Origin of the sequence: Massilia sp. UYP11, from assembly GCF_050434805.1 — a bacterium.
GTDB lineage: Bacteria > Pseudomonadota > Gammaproteobacteria > Burkholderiales > Burkholderiaceae_D > Telluria.
Map to the genome: position 1 here is coordinate 35,415 of NZ_JBNDJE010000007.1, position 17,147 is coordinate 52,561.

At 68.5% G+C, this 17,147-nt stretch carries 15 protein-coding genes; 14 read left to right on the forward strand and 1 reads right to left on the reverse strand.

Annotated elements, in window-relative coordinates:
- Window positions 1-15: 15 nt before the first annotated feature.
- From ABIB38_RS12525 to ABIB38_RS12545, 5 genes are all read left to right on the forward strand, one after another.
- Window positions 16-1,293: a glycosyltransferase family 4 protein gene (locus ABIB38_RS12525; RefSeq protein ID WP_429204274.1), complete on the forward strand. Its 1,278-nt coding sequence runs from the start codon at window positions 16-18 to the stop codon at window positions 1,291-1,293.
- Complete coding sequence (locus tag ABIB38_RS12530; protein WP_429204275.1) at window positions 1,229-2,023, forward strand: glycosyltransferase family 2 protein; 795 nt, start codon at window positions 1,229-1,231, stop codon at window positions 2,021-2,023. Before ABIB38_RS12525 ends, ABIB38_RS12530 begins: the two co-directional genes overlap by 65 nt.
- The gene (locus tag ABIB38_RS12535; RefSeq protein ID WP_429204277.1) at window positions 2,004-2,321 is read left to right on the forward strand and encodes a hypothetical protein; all 318 of its coding nucleotides are present in this window, start codon (window positions 2,004-2,006) and stop codon (window positions 2,319-2,321) included. Before ABIB38_RS12530 ends, ABIB38_RS12535 begins: the two co-directional genes overlap by 20 nt.
- Window positions 2,318-4,552, forward strand: coding sequence for a heparinase II/III domain-containing protein (locus ABIB38_RS12540; RefSeq protein ID WP_429204279.1), 2,235 nt, complete (start codon window positions 2,318-2,320; stop codon window positions 4,550-4,552). The genes ABIB38_RS12535 and ABIB38_RS12540 overlap by 4 nt, the downstream gene beginning before the upstream one ends.
- A gap of 153 nt (window positions 4,553-4,705) precedes the next feature.
- Window positions 4,706-5,563 (forward strand): beta-1,6-N-acetylglucosaminyltransferase, encoded by an 858-nt coding sequence (locus tag ABIB38_RS12545; RefSeq protein ID WP_429204281.1) that lies wholly within the window; start codon window positions 4,706-4,708, stop codon window positions 5,561-5,563.
- Between the two features lie 22 nt (window positions 5,564-5,585).
- On the opposite strand, the gene ABIB38_RS12550 is transcribed toward ABIB38_RS12545, so the two are convergent.
- Window positions 5,586-6,014, reverse strand: a complete 429-nt coding sequence (locus tag ABIB38_RS12550; protein ID WP_429204283.1) for a VOC family protein — start codon at window positions 6,012-6,014, stop codon at window positions 5,586-5,588.
- 157 nt (window positions 6,015-6,171) lie between these two features.
- Here ABIB38_RS12550 and ABIB38_RS12555 point away from each other — a divergent pair, with 157 nt between their 5' ends.
- The 9 genes from ABIB38_RS12555 (at window position 6,172) to ABIB38_RS12595 (ending at window position 17,109) form a co-directional block, all read left to right on the forward strand.
- Window positions 6,172-6,684 carry an MgtC/SapB family protein gene (locus tag ABIB38_RS12555; RefSeq protein ID WP_429204285.1) on the forward strand — a complete coding sequence of 171 codons (513 nt, stop codon included), beginning with the start codon at window positions 6,172-6,174 and terminating at the stop codon, window positions 6,682-6,684.
- Between the two features lie 139 nt (window positions 6,685-6,823).
- Window positions 6,824-8,044: a glycosyltransferase gene (locus tag ABIB38_RS12560; protein ID WP_429204287.1), complete on the forward strand. Its 1,221-nt coding sequence runs from the start codon at window positions 6,824-6,826 to the stop codon at window positions 8,042-8,044.
- A complete protein-coding gene (locus ABIB38_RS12565) occupies window positions 8,044-9,336 on the forward strand; it encodes a phenylacetate--CoA ligase family protein (RefSeq protein ID WP_429204289.1) in 1,293 nt (430 codons plus the stop codon). The genes ABIB38_RS12560 and ABIB38_RS12565 overlap by 1 nt, the downstream gene beginning before the upstream one ends.
- Window positions 9,337-9,447: 111 nt before the next feature.
- Window positions 9,448-10,548 carry a glycosyltransferase gene (locus ABIB38_RS12570; protein WP_429204291.1) on the forward strand — a complete coding sequence of 367 codons (1,101 nt, stop codon included), beginning with the start codon at window positions 9,448-9,450 and terminating at the stop codon, window positions 10,546-10,548.
- Between the two features lie 10 nt (window positions 10,549-10,558).
- Entirely contained in the window at window positions 10,559-12,619 is a 2,061-nt protein-coding gene (locus ABIB38_RS12575; RefSeq protein ID WP_429204293.1) for an alginate lyase family protein, read from the forward strand.
- A 47-nt stretch (window positions 12,620-12,666) separates the two neighbouring features.
- Window positions 12,667-13,413 carry a WecB/TagA/CpsF family glycosyltransferase gene (locus tag ABIB38_RS12580; RefSeq protein WP_429204295.1) on the forward strand — a complete coding sequence of 249 codons (747 nt, stop codon included), beginning with the start codon at window positions 12,667-12,669 and terminating at the stop codon, window positions 13,411-13,413.
- 93 nt (window positions 13,414-13,506) lie between these two features.
- Window positions 13,507-14,505 (forward strand): UDP-glucose 4-epimerase GalE, encoded by a 999-nt coding sequence (galE, locus tag ABIB38_RS12585; RefSeq protein ID WP_429204297.1) that lies wholly within the window; start codon window positions 13,507-13,509, stop codon window positions 14,503-14,505.
- Between the two features lie 16 nt (window positions 14,506-14,521).
- Window positions 14,522-15,694: a sugar phosphate nucleotidyltransferase gene (locus ABIB38_RS12590; RefSeq protein WP_429204299.1), complete on the forward strand. Its 1,173-nt coding sequence runs from the start codon at window positions 14,522-14,524 to the stop codon at window positions 15,692-15,694.
- On the forward strand, window positions 15,691-17,109 hold the full coding sequence (locus ABIB38_RS12595) for a mannose-1-phosphate guanylyltransferase/mannose-6-phosphate isomerase (protein ID WP_429204301.1): 1,419 nt from the start codon (window positions 15,691-15,693) through the stop codon (window positions 17,107-17,109). The genes ABIB38_RS12590 and ABIB38_RS12595 overlap by 4 nt, the downstream gene beginning before the upstream one ends.
- Window positions 17,110-17,147 lie beyond the last annotated feature (38 nt).

Consider the following 17,147-nt stretch of genomic DNA (forward strand, 5'->3'; position numbering starts at 1 on the left):
GGGGAGGGGTGGAGCATGCGCATCCTGATGGTGTCCGAGGATTTGCCGGGCGAGCAAGTGGGCGGCCTGGGCAAGCACGTGGTGACGCTGGCCAACCGCCTGCTGCAAGAGGGCCATGCCGTCGAGATCCTGGGCCGCAGCGACCGGCCGGGCGCCGATCCCGCGCGCCAGATCGGCTTCGGCGGCCGTTTCCGGCCCGGTTTCGCCATCGCGCGCCCCGGCTGGAAAGAGGCGCAGCTGGGCGCGTTCAATCCGCTCAAGCGGCCCTGGCTGGCGCGCGGCATCGCGCGCGCCATCGATGCCCACGCCGCCGGCTTCGACGTGGTTCACTACCACGGCCACCTGCCGATGACGGGCCTGTACGTCCGGGACGGCATCAACTTCGTGCAGACGCGCCACGACCAGGGCAGCGAATGCCTGACCCACCTGCGCTTCGTCGACGGCGCCGTGTGCGAGCGGCTGGCCCCGGGCGCGTGCACGGCGTGCAGCGCGCGCCACGCCACTCCAGGTCCGGGATCGGTGCGCACGGCGCTGACGGCGCTCGCCGTGAGCGGCTACCGCAGCCAGGCTGCGCGCGCCTTCGCCCGCCACAAGACGGTGTTCGTGTCCCACTTCCTGCGCCGCCGTTTCCTGCGCGCGGTGCCCGACGCCGACCTGTCGCGCAGCCGCGTGATCCACAACCTGGTCGACTACGCCTTGCTGCGCGCCCTGGCCCTGGCCGCCCCCGGGCCGCAGGCGGGCGAGGTGGTGCTGGCCGGGCGGATCGACACCGGCAAGGGCGTGGCGGAATTTCTCGACGCCGCCGCCGGCCGCCTGCCGGCGCATGCGCGCCTGACCGTGGTCGGCGACGGCCCGCAGCGTGCGGCGCTGGAGCGGCGCCACGCCGGAGCGCAGGTGCGCTTCCTCGGCTGGCAAGACCATGCGGCGACCCTGGTCCTGGCCGCGCGCGCCCACCTGTGCGTGGTGCCCTCGGTTTGCGAGGAGGCCTGCAGCACCACGGTGCTCGAAGCGCTGGCGCTGGGCCGCGGCTGCCTGGCGCTGGCGCGCGGCGGCACGCCCGAGCTGGCGCAGTACGTCCAGTATCCGGGCCAGCTGGCGCTGGCCGCCACCATGCCGGCGCTGGTCGCGCGGCTCGCGCGCCTGCTCGCGGCGCCGCCGATGCGCGTCGCCCCGCCAGCAGGGTTCGGGGCCGACGCCGCCCGCCTGCTGCCCACCTTACTGGAGCTGTATGCCGAACCAGCCGACCTTCTCGATCGTCACCTGCACCTGGAACAGCGCGGCCACGCTGGCTAACACGCTGGCGTCGGTCCAGGACCAGACCTGCCGCGATCTCGAGCACGTCTTCGTCGATGCCGGCTCGAGCGACGCCACCCTGGACATGATCGCCGCCTATCCCGGCAACAAACGCGTGCTGCGCGAGGTGCGCGGCGGCATCGGCCACGCCATGAACCGGGGCGTCGCCGCGGCGGGCGGCCGCTACGTCGCTCATCTGCACTCGGACGACTACTACGCCGGCCCGGCGGTCCTGGCCACGGTCGGGCGGCGCATCGAACAGGCGCGCTCCGGCGGCTGCCCGCCGGCCTGGGTGGTCGGCAACATCCAGGTGCTCAAGGAAGGCCGCCTGCTGCCGCCGAACCCGATGCCGCCGTTTTCCTACCGCGCCTACGCCGCCGGCCGCGCCTGGGTGCCGCATCCGGCCGTGTTCGTGCGGCGCGACATGTTCGCGCTGGTCGGCGGCTTCGACGAACGCCTGCGCTATGCGATGGACGTCGACCTGTGGCTGCGGCTGGGGGCGCTCAGCCAGCCGGCGCTGGTGGACGCGGTGCTGGCCGTGTTTCGCGACCATGCCGGCAGCGTCTCGTCGCGCAACCGGATCGCGGCGCGGCGCGAGGAATTCGCCGTGCGCCGGCGCCATGCGGGCAAGGCGCCGCTATCGTTCGGCATCTTTTGCCTGCGCTACCTGAAGCGCATGCGGGCCTTGCGGCGGCTTGAACGCGGCGAAGATGGCCAAGCCCAAGCCTAGGGGGCTGCCGCGCAGGCCGCTGGTTACCGCACTGTTCTCCATACCGGGCACGACAGTTACAGCACAGAACATCCTGCTCGCCACAGGTCGAATCGTTCGTGTTGGATTTGTGCGAACGACGGGCGCCAAAACAGGCAAACCAATAATTTCCTTAGGGAATTTGATTTTGTTCAAAAAAACCTGCGATAACATTGTTTTCCTCAAGCAAGCATCCCCGATGCCTGCGGCAGATGTCGTGCCAGCGCCCGAGCGCGGTGCGATTCTGGACAATCCTCGTTCTCTCGGAGCTTCAGCATGAATTTTCACCGGAAAGGCCTGGTCTGCGCGCTGGCGCTGACGTCGCTCTTGTTGTCCCTGAGCGCGCGCGCGGACTGGGCCCGGTCCCTTGACCCGCTGGTGGTCCAGCCCAGCCCGAACTTGAACCAGGTCCAGGCGCAGAATCCGCCCGGATTCACCTGGGCCCGCCACGCCAGGGGCCCTGCCGCCTACGAGCTCGAGATCACGCCGGAAGGCGGGGCGCCGGGCAAGGTGATCACCGAACGGAACTGGTACCTGCCACCGAAAGCCATGGCCTTGGGAAAGTACAGCTGGCGCGTGCGGCCGGTCGGCAGCAATGACTGGTCGATGCCGCGCGGCTTCTCGATCACCAGCAGGTCGAACCTGTTCGAGGTGCCGGACAACGCCACGCTGCGCGCGCGCATCACGGCCAGGGCGCGGCCGCGCGGGCTGCCGTCCTCGTTCACGCCGTACGCCAGCTGGAACGCTGCCCGCCGCGCCGAACTCGACCCCTACGTCAGCCGCATGATCAACGAGATCAAGCTGCAGATCAAGGCGGTGCCGCCCCTGACCGATGGACGCTGGCCGATCGTGATCAGTTCGCCGCTGACGGCCGCCATGGCCAGCCAGCAGACCGACATCCGCCAGCGCATCAACGAGGCCAGCCGCCAGCTCGAAGCCGCCGCCCTGATGTGGCGCATGAAGGGCGACCGCCTGTTCCTCGACGAGGCGCTGCGCCGCGGCGACCAGATCGCGGCCCTCGACCCGGCCGGGCCCACCAGCTACGCCAACCAGGACCAGGCCACGCGCCAGATCGCGGTTTCGCTGATCAAGGCGGTCGACATCCTGGCCGCCGACCTGGACGCGCCGCGCCGCGCGCGCTGGCTGAACACGGTCAGGACCCGCACCGAAGTGATCTACGGCAATCTGGCGGGCGATAACGGCCGCCTCGACCAGTATCCGTTCGATTCGCACGGCAACACGAGCCTGGTCTTCCTGGCGCTGATCTCGACCCTGGCGCTGGGCGACATTCCGGAGGCGCAGAAGTGGTTCGACTTCTCGTTTCGCGCCTATGCCAACGCGCCGTCGCCCTGGAGCGGCCAGGAAGGCGGCTACGCCAACGGCACCGCGTATGCCGAATACGCGGCCGGCTACCTGGTCGCGCTGTGGGATCCGATGTCGCAGGCGTCCGGCGTGAATTTCTATGCCAAGCCCTGGGCCCAGGGCCTGCTCGACTTCGCCACCCAGTTCACGCCGCCGGGCGCGCGCGTACACGCCTTCGGCGACGGCTCCGAGACCAGGCCCGACCCGCGCGTCTGGCACGCCTTCGGCTCGCGCATGGTCTCGCCGCGGGCGGCCTGGTACGTCGCCAGCCTGGGCGGCGCCGAAGACACGCTGAGCCTGCTGCAAGCGCCTTACCCGATGCCGGTCAAGGACACCAGGTCCAGGACGCCGCCAACCAACTCGGCCTATTATCCGAGCATCGGCTGGGCGTCGATGCATACCGACATCGGCTCGGCCACGCGGTCCTCGCTGTACTTCAAGTCCAGTCCCTACGGCTCGTTCAACCACAGCCATGGCGACCAGAACGGCATCCTGCTGTCGAGCGCGGGTCAGCCGCTGCTGGTCAAGGCCGGCTGGTATGACTGGTACGGTTCGCCCTACTGGACCGACTGGTATCACCAGACCCGCTCGCAGAACGCGGTCACCTTCGACGGCGGCAAGGGCCAGCTGGTGACGGGCTATCGCGAACAGCTGCAGCGCAACGGCAGGATCACCGGCTTCGCCGCCCAGCCCGCCTATGATTTCGTCGAGGGCGACGCCACCGCCGCCTATGGCGGCCAGCTGACCATGGCCAGGCGCCAGGTCTGGCACCTGCGCAACGCCGGCAATGCGATCCTGGTGCGCGACCGCCTGGCCAGCACGGTCGCCCGCACCTACGAGTGGAATGTCCACACCCCGGTCGTCATGACGGTGGAGAACGCGCAGAATGTCACGGTGTCGGCCGGCGGCCAGTCGCTGTGCCTGCGCTCGCTGAACGCGCAAGCCAGCTTCGCCAAGTGGACCGGGCCGGCCGCCAAGGCGAGGGTGATCGAGGACCACGGCGCCTTCTACCTCAAGAACGATGGCAAGTCCACCGCCGAGTTCCTGGTGCTGCTCGACGTCGGCTGCAAGAGGCCGCGGGTGGACATCGCCACCTCGGGCACGGTGCGCACCGTGACCGTCGCCGGCCAGAGCGTGACGCTGAATTAATAGTCGGGCACCAATAGTGCGGCATTAAAAACGCTGCACTAATAGTGCAACATTAATAGCTCAGCATTAATGGCTTCATGTCTCGCTGGCGCGGCCCGTGCGTGCGCCGTGCTAGCCTCGTCGCGCATGAGCAAGGCGCTCGCCGGGCCACCGATGAGACAGGCATTCCTGATCTGCGCGCACAAGGACCTGGACCAGCTCAACCGGCTGGTGGAGCAATTGTGCGATCCCGATTTCCTGGTCTATGTGCACCTCGACCGCAAGAGCGGTCTCGACCCGGCGCGCCTGCATCCGCATGCCCGCGCCGTGCGCGAGCGCGTCGCCGTGCGCTGGGGCCAGGTATCCCAGGTCGAGGCCACCCTGACGTCGGTGCGGCAGATCCTGGCCGAGGCGCCGGTCTTCGACAAGCTCGTGCTGCTGTCGGCCCAGGATTTCCCGCTATTGCCCAATCCGCTATTGAAGGCGGCCCTGGCGCGGCTGCGCGATCGCGAGCTGATCGAGACCGCGCCGATCGCGCCCGACGGCTGGCGCGTGATGCACCGCTATGCCTATTTTCATCGCGCTGGCGGCCACCCGGCCGAGCGCCTGGCCTGCGTTGCCGCCAACCGCGTCCTGCGCCTGCTGCGGCGCACGCGCCGCTTGCCCGGCGGGTTCACGCCGTATGGCGGATCGTGCTGGTGGGCGCTGTCGCGCGACTGCCTGCGCGACATGCTGGCCCTGGCCGATGCGCATCCGCGCCTGCTGCGCTTTTGCCGCAGCGTGCAGTCGCCGGACGAGCTGTTCTTCCAGACCCTGGTGATGCATTCCCGCCACGCCGGCCGGGTGCTGTCAAACAACTTTCGCTACATTGCCTGGCCGGACGGCGGCGCCTGCCACCCCAGGGTGCTGGACGAAGGCGACCTGGAGCGACTCAAGGCGTCCGGCGCCCACTTCTGCCGCAAGCTCGACAGCCATGCCAGCGCCGCCTTGCTGCCGAGGCTGCTGGCGTGGAAGGACGGCCGCGCCGCGTAGGCCGCGCCGCGTAGCTCGTTGGTCAGAAAGTGATCCTGATCTCGCGCGCGCTGAAGGTCGCTTCGCCGTGGTGCACGGCTTCGATATTGTTTCCGTCGGGATCGATCACGAAGGCGCCGTAATAACCCGGGTGGTAGGGACGTTCGCCCGGCGCGCCATTATCCTTGCCGCCGGCCGCCAGCGCCGCCCGATGAAAGGCGTCGACCATGGCGCGGTCGCGCGCCTGGAAGGCCAGGTGATGGCGGCCGGTCAATTGGCCCTGGGCTGCTGAGCTGTCGGGCGTCGAGACGAACAGCTCGTCGGCCCAGAAATAATCATCGCCCGAGCCGGCCAGCGGAATGCCCAGCACTTCGAACACGGCCGTATAAAACCTGCGTGACGCGGGCAGGTCGCGCACCACCAGCTGGATGTGGTCGATCAGGCGTCCGCGGTAGATTTCCATCGTTTCCATCGGGGTCTCCTCGAAGCGTTGGCTGGGCAGCCGATTATACGAAAGCCGGCCCGGCGTGCGCGCGCCGATACCTGATGGAATGGCTGAGCGTGGCGACACGCATCTTGCATGGATGGCATGATTTGTCCGACATCAAAACCGGACAAAGGGTGGCGCAATGCAATTGTGGTGGACAGAAAGCTGGCTGACGATACAGCGCGAATTTTCCGACCTGGGCAATGCCGAAGACGTGACCGTCATCGTGGTGCGCCTGCTGGTCGCCGCTCTGGTGGGGGGCATACTGGGCTACGAGCGTGAATCGGTGGGGGCCTCGGCCGGCCTGCGCACCCATATGCTGGTCTCGGTCGGCTCGGCGCTGTTCGTGCTGATTCCACTGCAGGGCGGCATGAAGATCGAAGACCTGTCGCGCGTGCTGCAGGGCGTCACGGCCGGCGTCGGCTTCCTGGGCGCCGGCGCCATTCTCAAGCAAAAGGAGAACAACGACGTGCGCGGCCTGACCACCGCCGCCAGCGTCTGGATGACGGCCGCCATCGGCGTGTCCGCCGGCATGGGCCGCGAAGCCACGGCCATCCTCAGCGCGCTGTTCGGGCTGGTGATCCTGTCGATCCTGCGCGCACCGTCCAAGAAGGCGGGAGAATATGCCAAGGCGGACCGCGAGACCGAGCGCTAGCGTCGCGCATGCACCTCGCTCATGCAGCTCGCCCATGCACCTCGCCCATGCGCCTCCCATGCGCCCATCCCTGCGATAGCTGAACGTTTGCGCGCCGCGCCGGTCTAGTATCGTAGGTTCCCCCTGGGTACGAGGCGCCATGCGCAAGCCATTGTCCATCGCCTTCATCGTGCGCGACCCCTTGCCGCCGGTGCGCGCCGACCTGCTGACCCTGTTCGGCGCCGAGATGCCGCGCCATGGCGTCGGCAGCGAGCTGGTCGGCCAGTCCGGCGGCGCCGGCCCGGTGGGGTGGGGCGGCGGCGGGATGCACGTCGTCGGCAGCATCGAGAGCCGCTTTGCCAGCGTGTTGGCGCCCGCCTGGGACCTGGTAGGCCTGGCGCGCGCCTGGCGCCGCCGCAAGCCGGACGGCATCCAGGTGCGCGACAAAATCGCGTCCGCTCTGCTGGGGCGCCTGGCCGCCGCCGCGCTCGGCGTGCCATTCCTGTACTGGATGTCGTTCCCGATCGTCGAAGGCTTCGCGGCGCGGCGCGACGAGATCGCGCGCCGCGGCCGGGGGCCGCGCTGGCTGGCGCATGCGGCGCGCGCCGCCGCCTCGCGCTGGTTGCTCTATCGCCTGGTGCTGCCGGGCGCGCGCCATGTGTTCGTGCAGAGCGAGGCGATGGCCGACTGGCTCGCAGGCAAGGGCGTCGCGCGCGCGCGCATGACCGCGGTGCCGATGGGCGTCGATGCCGCGTTGTGCGAGCGCGGGTTGGTCGCGCCCAGCCTTGACCCGCGCCTGGACGGACGGCGCGTGCTGCTGTACCTGGGCCGAGTCGCGCAGGCGCGCGGCTCCGGCTTCCTGCTCGATGTCGTCGAACAGCTCGCTTTTGATGTGCCCGATATCCTGCTGGTGATCGCCGGCGACGCCCCCTCGCGCGACGAGATGGCCTGGATGCGCGCCGAGATCGCCCGCCGCGGGCTGGACGGGCGCGTGCTGCTGACCGGCTGGCTGCCGCGGGATGTGGCGCTCGGCTATGCGGTGCGGGCCGAAGTCGGCCTGTCGCCGATCCCGCGCGGGGTCCTGTACGACGTTTCTTCGCCGACCAAGCTGCTCGAATACCTGGCGCTGGGCATCCCCGGCGTGGCCAACGACATCCCGGACCAGGCCCGGGTGCTGGCCGAGAGCGGGGCCGGGCTGTGCGCGCCGATGGAGGCGCCGGCCTTCGCCGCCGCCGTGCGCCGGCTGCTGCACGAACCCGGCCTGGCCGCCGCCTGCGCCGCGCGCGGGCCGGCCTGGGTCAGGGCCCACCGCAGCTACGCGATCCTGGGGCGGGTGGTGGCGCAGGCTTACGCCGGCATCCTGGGCGGGCGGGGCGCCTGATGGATGCGCGCACGCTCGCCCTGGCGCTCAGGTCGCTCGGCCGCCTGCTGGCGCGCGGCCTGCCGGCGCGGCTGCTGGTGTTGCCGTCTCTTTTGCGCAACGAGCGCTCGGGCGTCGCCCTCAACGCCTACGTGGCGCGGCGCGCACGGCGCCTCGGCGTCGCGGCGCCGCCGGACGCGACCCGGCTGCATGCGGTGCCGCCCGGCGCCTTCCTGCTCGCCAAGCCGGCCCTGCGCCAGGACCCGGCGCGCCACCTGCGGCCGCGCCGCTTCGGCTCGCTGCTGCGCAACACGATCCGCACCAGCGGCACCTCGGGTTCGCCCCTGACCCTGGTGCAGTCGCTCGGCGCCGTGATCCGCGAGGAAGCCTTCGTCCAGCGCCAGCTGCGCTGGATCGGCTGGCGGCCGGGGCGGCGGCGGGCCTGGATCCGCGGCGACCTCGTGTGCGACGAACGGCCCGCCGATGGCCGCTACTGGCGGCGCGACCCGGTCGGCAAGCTGCTCGTGATGTCGTCCTATCACTTGTCCAACGCGACCATCGGCGCCTATGTGGCGGCGCTGGAAGCCTACGATCCGGTGGTGATCCACGCCTATCCGTCCTCGATCGGGGCCATCGCCCACTGGCTGGAAGCGGCCGGGCGCCGCTATGGCGGCCGGGCCCTGCGCGGCGTGATGACCTCGTCCGAGACCCTGGAGCCGGCCGTGCGCGCGGCCGTCGTGCGCGCCTTCGGCGTGACCGTGTTCGACTGGTATGGGCAGGCCGAGCGGGTCGCGGCCATCGGCACCTGCGAGCACGGCCGCTACCACCTGCTGACCGACTACGGCGGCGTGGAGTTGCTGGCGCTGCCAGACGGCAGCTGCGAACTCGTCGGCACCAGCCTGAACAACGCCGCGATGCCGCTGGCGCGCTACCGCACGGGCGACACCGTGCGCGTGGGCAGCAGCCTGGACCAGCCGGCGCCTTGCCCCTGCGGGCGCGTGTTTCCGACGCTCGAGGCCGTGATGGGACGCCAGGAGCGCATCCTCACCTTGCCCGATGGCCGCATGGTGGCGCGTCTGGACCGCGTGTTCCAGGGCAGCGACCTGCGCCTGCTCGAGGGCCAGGTGCGCTACCACGGCCAGGCCCGTTTCACCCTGCGCGTGGTCGCGGCCGACGGTTTCGGCGGGCGCGACGAGGCCGCCCTGCGCGAACGATTCCTGCAGCGGGTGCCCGGCGTGCAGGTCGCCGTGGAGCGGGTCGAGGCGATCCCGCGCGGCGCCAACGGCAAGTTCGAGTTCATTGCCGTCGACTGACGAATCGTGCGCTAGATCAACAAGTTGCCCTGTATGATCGTAAATATTGCCCCTTTCATAAGTACATATAGCGATGAACAGGATTGCGACACATTTCCCAGGGGCGCCTGCATGACCATGGCGCCCCCACGCGTGCTGATGGTCGGAACCGCGCTGGGGGGCAGGGGAGGCATCGCCAGCGTGGTCGAGGTGCTGCGCGCCGACGGCCTGTTCGAGCGCGAAGGCGTCGCCTATGTCGCCACCCACGCCGAGGGGCGCCGCCTGCATAAGCTCGATCGCGCGCTGCGCGGCCTGTGGCGCGCCGCGCGGGCCTGCCTCGGCGCCGGGGCAAGTCCGGCCATCGTCCACGTGCATGCCGGATCGCACGCCAGTTTCCTGCGCAAGTCGCTGGTGCTGCTCATGGCGCGCATGGGCGGCGCATGCACGGTGTTTCATCTGCATGGCGGCGGCTTTCGGCGCTATGCGCTGGCGGAGGCCGGGCCGCTGCTGCGGCGCTGGATCCGGCACACCCTGGAGGCGAGCTCGCGCGTGATCGCGCTGTCGCCCGGTTGGGCCGCCTGCGTGCGCGAATGCGCGCCGCGCGCGCGCGTGGTCGTGGTGCCCAATCCGGTGCGCCCGACGTCGGCCGCGGCGGGTGCACGGGCCGAAGCCGGCCGCATCCTGTTCCTGGGCCGCCTCGACCCGGCCAAGGGCGTGGACGAACTGCTGCAGGCTTGCGCCGCGCTGGCCGCGCGCCACCCGGGGCTGCGCCTGGTGCTGGGCGGCAGCGGCGACCTGGACTGGGTGCGCGGCCGAGCCGCCGAGCTCGGCATCGCCGGCCGCGTCGAGACGCCGGGCTGGCTGGATGCGGCCGCGCGCGACGCGCAGCTGGCGCGCGCCTGGCTGTTCTGCCTGCCGTCCCATGCCGAAGGCTTGCCGATGTCGGTGCTCGAGGCGATGGCGGCCGGGACGCCGGTGGTGGCGACACGCGTCGGCGGCATTCCGGAAGCGCTGGCCGACGGCGAACTCGGCCTGCTGGTTCCGCCGCGCGACGCGGCGGCGCTGGCGGACGCCATCGAACGATTGCTGGACGACGCGCGATTGCGTGCGCGCTTGGCGCGCGCGGCGCGCGCCGCCGCCGAACGGCACTACGCGGCCGGCGTGGTGTGCGGCACATTGGCTGCGCTGTACGCGCAATTGCTGGACGAAAAGACGCAATCCAGAAAACGGTGAAGGAAATTTGATGAACGCAACAGTACGCATGGCATGGCTGGTCAACCGGCTGCGCTGCATGTCGGTGCCTGAAATGGCCTACCGGCTGCGCCAGGCGGCGACGATCCGCCTGGGGCGCCGCTCCGTCGGCCTTGCCGCGCCGCCGCCGCTGCCGCGCACCCTGAGCCTGGGCGTGCGCGGCGCGCCGGCGCTGGAGCAGGCCGACGTCGATGCACTGCTGCTCGACGCCGAGCGCATCGAGGCCGGCCACGTGGTGCTGTTCGCCGAACGCCGCTTCGACGTCGGCGTGCCGACCGCCTGGAACCGCGATCCCGAGACCGGCGTCGTCGCGCCGTCGCTGTACCGCGGCGACATCGCCATTGGCGACCGCGAACTGGTAGGCGACATCAAGCACGTATGGGAATTGAACCGTCACCTGCACCTGGTGACCCTGGCCCAGGCCTGGGCCTTGACGGGCGATCCGCGCTGGCTGCAGGCCCTGGCGCAAAACCTGCGCAGCTGGTTCGAAGCCTGCCCGCCGCTCACGGGACCCAACTGGACCAGCTCGATGGAGCTGGGCATCCGCCTCGTCAACTGGAGCCTGATCTGGCAGCTGGTGGGTGGCGAGCGCAGCGCCTTGTTCGAGGGCGCCGCCGGGGAGCGCCTGCGCGCCGACTGGCTGGACAGCATCCATGCGCACTGCCGCACCATCGCGCGCCACCTGTCGCGCCATTCGTCGGCCAACAACCACCTGATCGGCGAACTGACCGGCCTGTACGCCGGCGCCGTTACCTGGCCGTGCTGGAAGGAATCGAAGGACTGGGAAGCCCAGGCGCAGCGCGAACTGGAGCACGAAGCGCAGGCCCAGTTCTCGCGCGACGGCGTCAACCGCGAGCAGGCGTTTTCCTACCATATGTTTTCCAGCGAATGCCTGTTCGTGGCCGGGCTCCTGGGCCAGGCCAGCAGCCAGCAGCGCAGTCAGCCCCGCAGCCAGTTCCGCAGCCAGTCGCGCGATCAGCCTCACGATCATTCGCACAGTCAGCCCCACAGTCAGCCTTTCTCGCGCAGTTACTGGGCCGTGCTGCAGCGCGCGCTGCGCTTCCTGCGCTCGGTGCGCGACGTCGACGGCGGCCTGCCGATGGTCGGCGACGCCGACGACGGTTGCCTGTTCCGCCTGCACGCCGGCACCGGGCGCCCGGGCCCGGACCGCGCCGCGCAGTTGCTGGCGCTGGGCGACACCGTGTTCGGCGGCCAGCACGACCAGCACCCGGGCGTGCGCTGGCTGCTGCACGCGTTGCCGGGCGGGCGGCCCGACTGCGATCCGCACGAAGCCGATTCCGGGTGGTCCTTCCCCGACGGCGGTTACTTGTTGTTCGGAAATCACTTCGGCGAAGCCAACGAGATCAAGGGCGTGCTCGACTGCGGCCCGCTGGGCTATCTCGGCATCGCCGCCCACGGCCACGCCGATGCGCTTGCCTTGAGCCTGTCGGTGGCGGGCGAAGCCTGCCTGGTCGATTCCGGCACGTATTCTTACTGGCAAGAACAGAAGTGGCGCGATTATTTCCGCGGCACCTCGAGCCACAACACCGTGCGCGTCGACGGCCTCGACCAGTCGACGCCCGGCGGGCGCTTCATGTGGCTGCGCAAGGCGCGCTCCAGCATCGAGCGCATGCCGGCGTCCCCCCACGAATTCGACTTCCGCGGCTCGCACGACGGCTATGCGCGCCTGCCGGACCCGGTGCTGCACCTGCGCAGCGTGCGCTTCGACGGCGCCAGCAACACCCTGACCGTGCGCGACGAGGTGGCGGCCAGGAAGCCCCACAAGGTCGAAACGTTCTGGCACTTCGCGCCGGGCCTGGACGTGCGCCTGACCAGCCACGGCCTGTCGGTGCGCGGCAAGCGCTTCGTGCTGCAGATGCAGGCCAGCGGCGAAGACCTGCACCTGGAACTGGTGCGCGGCGCCGAAAATCCGCCCCTGGGCTGGTATTCGGCCGCGTATGAATCGAAGACGCCGTGCGAAGTGCTGCGCATCACGACCGTATCGTCCGCCGTTCCCATCGAATGCAGGTTTACAATCACTTTTACCGATTAATAAATAATTAATCGCAGGAAACGTCAGACACCGGACCGGAGGCACGCATGAACGAGCGCGTCACGCTGTTTGGTTGTAATATAGATAACGTTTCGATGGAAGAGACGCTGGAGCGGATTGACGGTTTCGTGCGCACGGGGCGGCCGCACCAGCATGTGGTGGTCAATGTCGATAAGCTGGTCAAGGCCAGCCGCGACGAGGGCCTGCGCCGCATCATCAACGAATGCGACCTGGTGAATGTGGACGGCATGCCGGTGGTATGGGCCTCGCGCCTGCTGGGCAAGCCACTCAAGGAAAGGGTGGCCGGCATCGACCTGTTCGAGGCCCTGATGCGGCGCGCGGCGCAGAAACGCTGGCGGGTGTTCCTGCTCGGTGCGCGTCCCGACGTCGTGCGCGAGGTGGCCGCGACCTATGTCCGCCGCTATCCGGGCCTGGTGCTGGCTGGCCTGCATGACGGCTACTGGCAGGGTGAGGGCGCGGAAGCGCAGGTGGTGCGCCAGGTGCGCGAGAGCCGCGCCGACCTGCTGTTCGTGGCGATTTCCTCGCCCAGGAAGGAACGTTTCCTCGGCCTGTACCAGGCCGAGATGCGGATACCGTTCGCGATGGGGGTGGGCGGGAGCTTCGACGTGGCGATCGGCCGGGTCAAGCGGGCGCCGGCGTGGATGCAGACGGCGGGGCTCGAGTGGTTCTACCGCTTCCTGCAGGAACCGCGCCGGATGTTTCGGCGTTACTTTATCGACGACATGGCGTTTCTCTGGCTCTTGATCAAGGAAGCGGCCAGGAAGGATGAGTGACAGCGGGATCGCGGCGCAGCGTTGCGCCGACAGGACAACGGGCCGCAAGCGGTCCATGGAGCATCAAACTATGATTAACAGAGAGCGAAAGACATGAAGATTCTGGTTACTGGCGGTGTGGGCTATATCGGGTCGCATACCGTCGTCGAACTGCAGAGCGCCGGGCACGACGTGGTCGTGGTCGACAATCTGTCGAACGCTCAGCGCTCGGTCTGCGAGCGCGTCCAGCGCATCACGGGCAAGCCGTTCGCTTTCGTCCAGGCCGACATCCGCGACCGCGCGGCGATGGAAGCCGCGTTCGCCGAGCACAAGCCCGAGGCGGTGATCCACTTCGCCGGCCTGAAGGCGGTCGGCGAATCGGTGGCGCAGCCGCTGCGCTACTACGACAACAACGTCAACGGCAGCGTGGTGCTGTTCGAGACCATGGCCAAGTTCGGCTGCAAATCGCTGGTGTTCTCGTCCTCGGCCACCGTGTACGGCGATCCGGCCTCGGTGCCGATCCGCGAGGACTTCCCGCTGTCGGCCACCAATCCCTATGGCCGCAGCAAGCTGATGATCGAAGACATCCTGCGCGACCTGGCAAAGGCCGAGCCCGATTGGCGCATCGCGCTGCTGCGCTACTTCAATCCGGTCGGCGCCCATGAGAGCGCCCTGATCGGCGAAGAGCCGAGCGGCATCCCGAACAACCTCGTCCCTTACATCGCCCAGGTCGCCAACGGCCAGCGCGACAAGCTGTCGGTGTTCGGCGGCGACTACGACACCCCGGACGGCACCGGCCTGCGCGACTACATCCACGTGGTGGACCTGGCGATCGGCCACGTCAAGACCCTGGATCGCCTGAACAAGGGCCCGGGCATCGTCACCTACAACCTGGGTACTGGCCGCGGTAACAGTGTCCTGGAAATGGTGCGCGCCTTCGAAGCCGCCAGCGGGCGTCCGGTCCCCTACCAGATCGTCGACCGCCGTCCCGGCGACGTGGCCAAGTGCTACGCCGATCCATCCCTGGCCCGCGAGGAACTGGGCTGGACTGCCGAACGTGATGTCGCTCAAATGTGCGCCGACGTATGGCGCTACCAAACCACAGCCAAATAATGCAAAGGATAGTCTAATGAAAGCCATGATTCTCGCCGCAGGCAAGGGCACACGCGTCCGTCCGCTCACCTACGATCTGCCGAAACCCATGATCCCGATTCTGGGCAAACCCGTGATGGCTTACCTGATCGAACACCTCAAGAAAAATGGCGTGTCCGAAATCATGGTCAACGTCAGCTGGCTGCACGAAAAGATCGAAGAGTACTTCGGCGAAGGCGAACAGTTCGGCGTCCAGATCGGCTATTCCTTCGAAGGCTATACGAAGGACGACGGCGAAGTCGTCCCCGAACCGATCGGCTCGGCCGGCGGCATGAAGAAAATCCAGGAATTCGGCGGCTTCTTCGACGACACCACCGTGGTGCTGTGCGGCGACGCCCTGATCGACCTCGACCTCAAGGCCGCGCTGCTGGAACACCGGCGCAAGGGCGCGATGGCCACCGTCATCACCAAAGAAGTGCCATGGGACAAGGTGTCGTCCTATGGCGTGGTGGTCTCGGACGAGCAGGGCCGTATCGTCGAATTCCAGGAAAAGCCGAGCCAGGACGTCGCGAAGTCCAACTTCATTTCCACCGGCATCTATATCTTCGAACCAGAAGTCATCGACCTGATTCCGTCGGGCGTGCCGTTCGACATCGGTTCCGAGCTGTTCCCCCTGCTGGCCGAGCGCGGCCTGCCGTTCTATGCCCAGGGCCGTCCGTTCAACTGGCTCGACATCGGCACCATGGGCGACTACTGGGAAGTGCTGCAGTCGGTCATCACCGGCGAAGTCAACAATATGGACGTGCCGGGCATCCAGATCAAGCCCGGCGTCTGGGTGGGCCTGAACTCCAGCATCGACTGGGAAGGCACGACCATCGAGGGACCGGTCTACATCGGCTCCGGGGTGAAAGTCGAGGCCGGCGCCCGCATCGTGGGCCCCAGCTGGATCGGCCACGGCAGCCATATCTGCGAAGGCGCCGAGATCGTGCGCAGCATCCTGTTCGAATACACCCGCGTGTTGCATGATGTAACATTGAATGAAATGATTGTCTTTAAGGAATATAGTGTCGACCGAAAAGGCGAAATGAAGCACGCCTCCGAATATTCGTCGGAGGAATGGCTCAATGCACGCGATCGTCGCCGCTCACGGCGCAAGGACGTCGCGGATCACGACACCAACGAATTAGAAAAAGAGAAAGTCAGCGCATGAAGATCTATCCAGTCATCCTCTCCGGCGGCGCCGGCACCCGCCTGTGGCCGCTGTCGCGCAAGGTCTTGCCAAAGCAGTTGCTGCCGCTGGTGGCCAACAAGACCATGTTGCAAGAAACCGCCTTGCGCGTGGCCGGCTGGCCGGAGATGATGGCGCCGCTCGTGGTTTGCGGCAATGACCACCGTTTCATGGTGGCTGAGCAGTTGCGCGAAGTGGGGATCACGCCGCTGGGCATCCTGCTCGAGCCGGTCGGCCGCAACACGGCGCCGGCCGTGGCCGCCGCCGCCCACCACCTGCAGGCGATCGACCCCGAGGCGGTCATGCTGGTGCTGCCGGCCGACCACGTGATCGAGAACGGCGAAGCCTTCCGTGAAGCGGTCGACCGCGCCACCCGCCTGGTGGCCAAGGGCGCGCTGGCCACCTTCGGCATCGTGCCCAGGACGCCGGAAACCGGCTACGGCTACATCCGCCGCGGCGAACCGGTGGACGGGTGCGGCGAATGCTACAAGGTGGCGCGCTTCGTCGAGAAGCCCGACGCCGCCACGGCCGAAGGTTTCCTGGCCGAGGGCAGTTACTACTGGAACAGCGGCATGTTCATGTTCGCCGCGGCGCGCTATCTGCAAGAGCTGGAGCAGCACGCGCCGGCGATCGCCGGCGCCGCCAGCCAGGCCATGCACGCGGCCTACCGCGACCTCGATTTCTGCCGCCTCGACGACACCGCGTTCTCGGCCTGCCCGGCGGATTCGATCGACTACGCGGTGATGGAACATACCCGCGACGCCGCCGTGGTGCCGGCCGATATCGGCTGGAACGACGTCGGTTCGTGGTCGGCCCTGTGGGAAACCCAGGCCAAGGACGCCAACGGCAATGCCCAGCGCGGCGACGTCTACCTGGACGGCGTCAAGAATTCGCTGGTGCGCGCCGAGAGCCGCATCGTGGCGGTGGTGGGCCTGGAAGACGTGGTCGTGGTCGAGACCCAGGATGCGGTGCTGGTCACCTGCAAGAGTAAAGTGCAGCGCGTCAAGCAGGTGGTCGAACACCTGGCCTCGATGGAGCGCACCGAGCACCTGCACCACACCCGCGTCTACCGTCCATGGGGCCACTACGAGGGCATCGATGCGGGCGACCGTTTCCAGGTCAAGCGCATCACGGTCAAGCCGGGCGAGAAGCTGTCGCTGCAGATGCACCATCACCGCGCCGAGCACTGGGTCGTGGTGTCGGGCACCGCGCGCGTGACCTGCGGCGATACCGTCAGCCTGCTGTCCGAGAACGAATCGACCTATATCCCGATCGGCATGAACCACCGTCTGGAGAACCCGGGCAAGCTGCCGCTGCACATCATCGAGGTGCAGTCGGGCAGCTACCTGGGCGAGGACGACATCGTCCGCTTCGAGGACATCTACAAGCGCGCCTGACCCGATCCGCCGCGCGCCTGGAACTAGTGTCGGCAACG

What these genes read in the sequence shown, in the direction of transcription:
- ABIB38_RS12525 (WP_429204274.1), top strand. Translation starts at nt 16, where the DNA reads ATGCGCATCCTGATGGTGTCCGAGGATTTGCCGGGCGAGCAAGTGGGC.
- ABIB38_RS12535 (WP_429204277.1), top strand. Translation starts at nt 2,004, where the DNA reads ATGGCCAAGCCCAAGCCTAGGGGGCTGCCGCGCAGGCCGCTGGTTACC.
- ABIB38_RS12545 (WP_429204281.1), top strand. Translation starts at nt 4,706, where the DNA reads ATGAGACAGGCATTCCTGATCTGCGCGCACAAGGACCTGGACCAGCTC.
- ABIB38_RS12590 (WP_429204299.1), top strand. Translation starts at nt 14,522, where the DNA reads ATGAAAGCCATGATTCTCGCCGCAGGCAAGGGCACACGCGTCCGTCCG.
- ABIB38_RS12540 (WP_429204279.1), top strand. Translation starts at nt 2,318, where the DNA reads ATGAATTTTCACCGGAAAGGCCTGGTCTGCGCGCTGGCGCTGACGTCG.
- ABIB38_RS12560 (WP_429204287.1), top strand. Translation starts at nt 6,824, where the DNA reads ATGCGCAAGCCATTGTCCATCGCCTTCATCGTGCGCGACCCCTTGCCG.
- ABIB38_RS12550 (WP_429204283.1), bottom strand. Translation starts at nt 6,014, where the DNA reads ATGGAAACGATGGAAATCTACCGCGGACGCCTGATCGACCACATCCAG.
- ABIB38_RS12575 (WP_429204293.1), top strand. Translation starts at nt 10,559, where the DNA reads ATGAACGCAACAGTACGCATGGCATGGCTGGTCAACCGGCTGCGCTGC.
- ABIB38_RS12580 (WP_429204295.1), top strand. Translation starts at nt 12,667, where the DNA reads ATGAACGAGCGCGTCACGCTGTTTGGTTGTAATATAGATAACGTTTCG.
- ABIB38_RS12530 (WP_429204275.1), top strand. Translation starts at nt 1,229, where the DNA reads ATGCCGAACCAGCCGACCTTCTCGATCGTCACCTGCACCTGGAACAGC.
- ABIB38_RS12565 (WP_429204289.1), top strand. Translation starts at nt 8,044, where the DNA reads ATGGATGCGCGCACGCTCGCCCTGGCGCTCAGGTCGCTCGGCCGCCTG.
- ABIB38_RS12595 (WP_429204301.1), top strand. Translation starts at nt 15,691, where the DNA reads ATGAAGATCTATCCAGTCATCCTCTCCGGCGGCGCCGGCACCCGCCTG.
- ABIB38_RS12555 (WP_429204285.1), top strand. Translation starts at nt 6,172, where the DNA reads ATGCAATTGTGGTGGACAGAAAGCTGGCTGACGATACAGCGCGAATTT.
- ABIB38_RS12570 (WP_429204291.1), top strand. Translation starts at nt 9,448, where the DNA reads ATGACCATGGCGCCCCCACGCGTGCTGATGGTCGGAACCGCGCTGGGG.
- galE (WP_429204297.1), top strand. Translation starts at nt 13,507, where the DNA reads ATGAAGATTCTGGTTACTGGCGGTGTGGGCTATATCGGGTCGCATACC.